This window comes from Hymenobacter amundsenii, from assembly GCF_002204745.1.
Lineage (GTDB): Bacteria > Bacteroidota > Bacteroidia > Cytophagales > Hymenobacteraceae > Hymenobacter > Hymenobacter amundsenii.
Genome location: NZ_NIRR01000019.1, coordinates 79,099 through 85,491 on the forward strand (window position 1 = coordinate 79,099; position 6,393 = coordinate 85,491).

Consider the following 6,393-nt stretch of genomic DNA (forward strand, 5'->3'; position numbering starts at 1 on the left):
TGGCTTGATATCCGCCATTCAGCCGCGCTGTTCAACAGCGGGCCGGGGCAAGCCCCGTATCCTACCCGTTCTGGCGCGACACAGCTTAGCTGCTCAGTTCCTGCTGGCTGAGCTTCTCGTCGTGGTCGTTGCCGTTGGGGAAGGTTTCGTCGTAGAGCCGGATGCTTTCCTCGATGATGCGGTAAGCATCTTCGCGGCCCATAAAGCGCTGCACAGTTACCGACTTGTGTTCCAAAGCCTTATAGTCTTCGAAGAAGCGCTGCATTTCGCGCAGGGTATGGGGCGGCAGGTCTTCGAGCTCGTTGAAGTGGTTGAACGAAATATCGTTGGCGGCCACAGCAATGATTTTGTCGTCTTCCTCATCACCATCCACCATCTGCATCACCCCAATTACCTTGGCTTCCACCAGGCACATGGGCACAATTTCCACGGAGCAGAGCACCAGAATATCGAGTGGGTCCTTGTCGTCGCAGTACGTTTTAGGGATAAAGCCGTAGGCAGCCGGGTAATGCACGGCCGAGAACAATACGCGGTCCAGTTTCAGCATGCCGCTGTCCTTATCCAGCTCGTATTTGGCCTTCGAGCCTTTCGGAATTTCGATGATGCCGGTTACGGCAGTGGGGGCATTTTCGCCGCGCGATACGTCGTGCCAGGGATTAAATTTGGCCATTTGATTTAAGCTGTTAGCTACTAGCTGTTAGCTGTTAGCAGTGAGCTAACAGAAAAGGTTGGAAAAAATCAGTATACGGAAGAACCCGCGGGCATGTATAAAATGGCGGTAGCAGAACGTGAGCTAACAGCTCAAGCCCGCCCTACCAGCCCAGCACTTCCCGCAACGGCTGGCCGGTGCAGGCGCTCGGCTCCTGAATGTGAAGCCAGCGGGCCAAAGTGGGTGCAATATCGGTAATCTTTGCCGGAGCCGACGACTGCCCCTGCCGCACGTGCCAGCCCCAGAACAGTACCGGCACATGGGTGTCGTAGGAGCTGGCCGAGCCGTGGGTAGTGCCCTTGCTGACGGGGAACGAGTACGATTCGAGCCAGCCCGGAGCCAGCACCACCAGCACGTCGCCGCTGCGCTTGGGGAAGTAACCGTTTTCGAGGTACATCAGCATCCCGCTTTCCCAGTGCGACTTCTGCACGTCTTCGGCCGCCAAGGCCCTGGTTACGCCCGCGAAGCCCAGCATTAGCTCGGCCGTTTCGCGCTGGAGCTGGTAGAGGTCGAGCTTTTTCTGGGCGATGAGGGGGCGGTTGAGGTAGACCTGCTCGTTTTCGTAGCTCAGCACCCACTTGCCGGGACCGTGACGGCGCACCAGCAGTTGCTGCAGCGAGTCGCGCATCAGGCCGGGGCCCACCGAGCCGGCGGGCAGCTTGTGCTCCAGCAAGAAGCTGGGCGAGTGGGCCGCGCCGTGGTCGGCGGTCAGGAACACGAGCGTGTTGCCCCGGCCCAGGGTTTTATCGAGCTGCTCGAACAGGCGGGCCAGGTCGCGGTCGAGGCGCAGGTAGGTATCTTCGGCCTCGATGGAGTTCGGCCCGAATTGGTGCCCCACGTAGTCGGTACTGCTGAAGCTGAGGGCCAGAAAATCGGTAACTCCGCGCTGGCCCATCTGCTCGGCCCGCAGGGCTTCGAGGGCGAAATCCAGGGTCAGGGAGTTGCCAAAGGGCGTCGAGCGAATGAGGTCGAGGTTGCGGACCGGCGCAGTTTTCTCGCCGGTGGCTTCCAGCGCCGCCTTCACGGCAGTGGGCAGCTGGGCGCTCAGGGTGGGCAAATCGTGGGGGAACACCGGCCGGGCTTCGCCCCGGAACGCCGACTCCCAGGCCACGTCGTCGGGCGAGCTTTCGGTGTACTGGCCGATGGGCAGCAGCGTGTTCCAGGGTTGGTCGAGGTACTGAGCTGCCCGGTTTTCGGCGTTGAATTTCGCGGCCCAATCGGGCAGCTGCTTCAGGTAGAAGGTGCTGCTGATAAAGGCGCCGTTGGTGCCGTCGTACCAGTAGGCAGCGTTGGCGGCGTGGCCGGCCGGCAGAATCGAGCCCCGGTCTTTGATGCAGATGCCTAGCACCTTACTTTCAAAATTAGACGCCAGCCGCAGCTCGTCGGTGATGGTAGTAGCCAGCAAATGGTCGGGCGACTGTTGGCCGGCCTCCAGCGAGCCACCCACCGGCTGCACACTCTTATCTTCGGTAACGTAGGTGCCCCGGCCGGTTTCGCGCACCAGCCAGTTGTTGCCCACAATACCGTGGCCCGAGGGTGTGGTACCGGTATAAATACTGGCGTGGCCCGGCCCAGTATAAGTAGGGACGTAGTTGTAATGGGCGTTTTCGTAGCTGAACCCCTCGCCCAGCAGCCGCCGGAAACCGCCGCTGCGGTACTTGTTCCAGTAGCGGTAGAGGTAGTCGTAGCGCATCTGGTCCACCACGATGCCCACCACCAGCTTGGGACGTTCCAGCACGGCGGCGGCGGGTTTTTTCCTCTGGGCGAAGGCGGGCAGCGTCAGGGTTGCGGCCAGCAGCAGGGTTAGGGGTATTTTCAAGGCAGAAACGGGTTGAGCCGCGGCGCCGGGGCCACGGGCGGTTCAAGGGGCAAAGGTAACCCACCCCGACGGGAGTTGCGTAGGCCTGTACAAGCATCCCCCCCCCGGCCCCCGGCCCCTCCCCTCCGGGAGGAGGCGGGGGGTTGGAGTCCGCCGCTGAACGTAATCCCCTCAACTATGCCCAATACCACTCCTTACGCCCTCATTTTCGATATGGATGGCGTGATTATCGACAATACCGCAGACCAGGCCCGCGCTTTCCAACTCCTGTTTCGCGACCTGGGCCTGACCACCAACGCCCGCCGGCTGCTGCGCCGGCTCAACGGCATGCCGGCCGGCCAGATTCTGAAAAATGTGTTCACCAACCCTGTGCCCAAGCAGCAGCTGGAACAGTACGCCGCCCAGCGCGAGCTACTCTACCGGGTGCTCTACTGGAACAAGCGGCAGGCGCTGCCCGGCTTGCGCAACTTCCTGCAGGCGGCCCGCGCCGCTGGCTTCCGCATTGCGTTGGGCACTGGCTCGGGCGACGATACGATCAGCTACATTCTCGACCACCTCGACCTGCGCCGCTACTTCGATGTGGTAGTGGGCAAAGACGACGTGCCCAAAGGCAAGCCCCACCCCGATACATACACCGTTACGGCCCGCAAGCTGGGAATTCCGCCAGAGCGGTGCCTGGTGTTCGAAGATGCCCTGCTGGGCGAGCAAGCCGCCTACCGGGCCGGCATACGCTGCATCGGCGTGAGCACCACCCTCCAAGCCACCGACTTCCAGGCCCCGCTCGCCGTCATCCCCGACTTCACCCACCTCACGCCCCAGCTGGTATTAGAGCTATTAGAGCAGCATCCCGAAACGCCTAAGCCAAGCAAGCAACTGGCCAAGCGCAGTACATGCAGGGGTAGGCGGTGGCTACTCCTGCATGTACTGCCGCTTGGCCGATTATTGCTGATCTAAAACCAGGCGCAAGTACTGCTTACCGGTTCGCACCACGTACAGGCCCGTTGGCATTCCGACCCGCCGGAGTTCCAGCCGCGCCGTGCCCGTCTGGTCGGCCACGACCGAAAATAAAGGTCGGCCCAGTACATCGAATACCCATACGATAGCCCCCGCCGGCGCGCCCGTGAGCGTGGAAACGGCAGCCGTAGGGTTAGGTGTAAGCATCAGCGTCACCACTGGAGCGAGCCGGGCTACCATAACCACGGCTGAGTAAATAGCGGTACCATCGAGGGCCACTTGCCGCAGCCGGTAGTAGAGCGGGCCCGTGCCAGCCGGCAGGGCCGCGTCGCGCAGCTCATAGCTCCGCTCCGTGCTGCTATTACCGGCGGCGGCCACCTTGCCTATTGGATCGAAAACGTTGCTGTCGGTGCTCCGCTCCACCTCGAAGTAGCTACTGTTTATTTCTGCACTCGTCGTCCATGTCAGCTTCACTACGGCGCTATTTTCGGCGACTGCCCAGAAGCTTAGTAACTGCACCGGTAGGGGCACGAGATAGTCGCTTGCGTAGGCAAACTGCTGCACCGACCCACTGGCCCCACGGGTAGCTCCGTTCGGCGGAAAGCGGCTCACGAAGGGGTCGGTGCGGGAATCGCCATTAGCTCCCGGAGCCACGTTCAGGCTACCAGGCCCCCCGGTAGTATAACCAATATAGCCACCGCCACCACCACCGCCGGGCCCCTCGGTTTCGTTGGGGCTGGCGGCATACCGCCCTTGGCTGCCGCCGGCTCCACCAGTGGCGGCGAGCGTAAGGCCCGACAGTGCCTTTTGCGAGTTGATAACGATGCTACCGCCACCACCGCCACCGCTGGCCGCATCGCTGATGGCACTGATGGATCCCGCCGAAGCCCCTTCTGCCCCGTTGGCCAGCAGGCTGCCGCCGCCGCTAACCGTACCGGTAGCCACCAGGTAAATCAGGCCACCACCCGAGCCCCCATCTCCCGAATTAAGGTTGTTGCTATCACCGGCTCCACCGCCGCCGCCCAAGAAGAGGCGCCGCTGGCTGCCGGCACGCGGGGTACTGCCCGAGCCTGCATTGAGGCCGCGCCCCCCACGCCCTCCCACGTTACTGCGGTTGTTTCCGCCCGGCTGGCCGGAGCCCACAACAGGGCTGTTCCAGGCAGCATTGTTGGGCCCCAATAAAAGCGGGTTCTGGTTGGCCCCCGAATAAGAGTAGCCCCCGCGCCCACCACCCTCACTGCTGGTGGTAGCGAAGGAGGGGCTTTCCAGCCTCCAAGCGGCATCGTAGGCGTTGCCGGGGCCACGGTCGGGGTTGCCCAGCCCGGTGTAGGCGGCCGGATTGGCGCTGGCGTTCGAGCCGCCGCCGCCGCCGGCATTATGGGAGTTGCCGCCGCCGCCGCCGTTAGCCGGCGCGCCGCGACCATAGCGGCCGGAAGTGTAATCGGCCTGGTAGCCAGCAATGCCCTCACCCTTTTCACCGCCATTAGCTGGATTAGGTGAGCGGTAAAGTGTTACCAGGGTGGGCTCCGGGGCCGATTGATTGTCGCCGATGATGGAGCCGCCCCGAAAGCCCTGGCCGCTCACGTCGATTTTAGCGCCGGCTGATACTGTTAGGTCGCCTGTTACTATCAGGGCCACCACGCCCCCGGTCGTACCGTTCCAGGGGGCCGCCACAATAGAGCCCGGCGCATTAATAGTCAATCCCTTATAAACAGGCATCAGCACTGCCTGCGCCTTGCCGGCAACGGTATAGGAGTTGGTAAGGGCGCTACTGAGTGTCAGGATGTATGGGTTGGAAGCATTACCGCCCGTGCGACCAACAATAGTGCGGACTTCGTATAGCCCGGCGCTATTCGCGTTGGTCACACTGCCGTAGCTTTCTCCCTCGTTCTGGTTGATGGCCGCGCCCTGCATCTGCACCAGAAAGATGGAACTGCCCACAGTAAAGCCGGAGCCCATACTGGCCGGTAAGCTGATGGTAATGGTTCCGGCGGCAGCATTAGCGGCTAGGGCGCTGTAGCTGTTTACCACCGAGTTGGCCGTATTGATAGTGCTCTGGGCCAAGACCGAAGGAGTTCCCCACCAAGCCGCGATGAGGAATAAAATAGCGACCCGTAGCAGTTGGCGGCTCACTTGCCTGGAGATGATGGTAGGGCTCAACGTCATCATAAAGCGCTTAAATAGTTTACCAACTGACTCCCTGCTTTCAACCACGCCATTCCTATCCATCAACCATTCCAAAGATATAATTATGTAGTGATATTATCTAATAATTTATACGATTAATTCCAAAACAAATGCAACAAACCATTAATAATAAAATATATAACATAAATTGCATATTAACTCAAAAACGATGCTTTCGCGCCTTTCAGTCATAACACCAAGGGTGCTGTCAGCACTTAACTGGGTGCCAAGTGCTTAATAGGAATGTTCCGGGCTTATGCTCAACGTTAATGGTCTATCTTGGGACTTCCGCAAAACGGAGGATAGCCTGGGCCGTTTCGCGACGCAGATAGTCGTCGAGCAGCCCTTGCTTGAGCTGGTATACGGTTATGGCCGTCTGGTATGCTATTAGTTTGAGGCTGGTCCAGGCGCGTAGGGCCGTGGCCATGTGGTTGCGCTGACTGCGGCCCAGCCGGCACTAGCAGGGCTGTAGGCCATTGAGGTGTTTAGCTTCGCGGTGGAACTGTTCAATCAACCCGCGGACGTTGCTTTCTTACTCAGCAGCGGCCGTGTCATCTTGTGCTAGAGGCTGTTATGGTCTAGTAGTGTAATTTGGGGTATTGCACAGCAAAGAGCATACCCCAGTGACGTATTGGATGCGGAATGGACGTTTGTAGCACCCTATTTGGCCCTGGTGCGGGAAGAGGCGCCGCAACGCGAGCATGCGCTGCGCGACGTGTTCAAC

4 protein-coding genes and 1 pseudogene are annotated in these 6,393 nt (G+C 60.6%); 1 reads left to right on the forward strand and 4 read right to left on the reverse strand.

What is annotated here, in order from left to right; translation table 11 throughout:
- Positions 1–85: 85 nt before the first annotated feature.
- Entirely contained in the window at positions 86–670 is a 585-nt protein-coding gene (locus CDA63_RS12395) for an inorganic diphosphatase (protein ID WP_088464773.1), read from the reverse strand.
- A gap of 142 nt (positions 671–812) precedes the next feature.
- Entirely contained in the window at positions 813–2,528 is a 1,716-nt protein-coding gene (gene pafA, locus CDA63_RS12400) for an alkaline phosphatase PafA (RefSeq protein ID WP_088464774.1), read from the reverse strand.
- A gap of 177 nt (positions 2,529–2,705) precedes the next feature.
- Here pafA and CDA63_RS12405 point away from each other — a divergent pair, with 177 nt between their 5' ends.
- On the forward strand, positions 2,706–3,482 hold the full coding sequence (locus tag CDA63_RS12405; RefSeq protein WP_088464775.1) for an HAD family hydrolase: 777 nt from the start codon (positions 2,706–2,708) through the stop codon (positions 3,480–3,482).
- Here the strand turns inward: CDA63_RS12405 and CDA63_RS12410 are convergent.
- Together CDA63_RS12410 and CDA63_RS21960 are read right to left on the reverse strand one after the other, a co-directional pair.
- Positions 3,468–5,651, reverse strand: a complete 2,184-nt coding sequence (locus CDA63_RS12410; RefSeq protein WP_126546844.1) for a hypothetical protein — start codon at positions 5,649–5,651, stop codon at positions 3,468–3,470. The genes CDA63_RS12405 and CDA63_RS12410 overlap by 15 nt on opposite strands.
- A gap of 292 nt (positions 5,652–5,943) precedes the next feature.
- A pseudogene (locus tag CDA63_RS21960) lies at positions 5,944–6,222 on the reverse strand (IS701 family transposase); the annotation flags it as partial.
- Positions 6,223–6,393 lie beyond the last annotated feature (171 nt).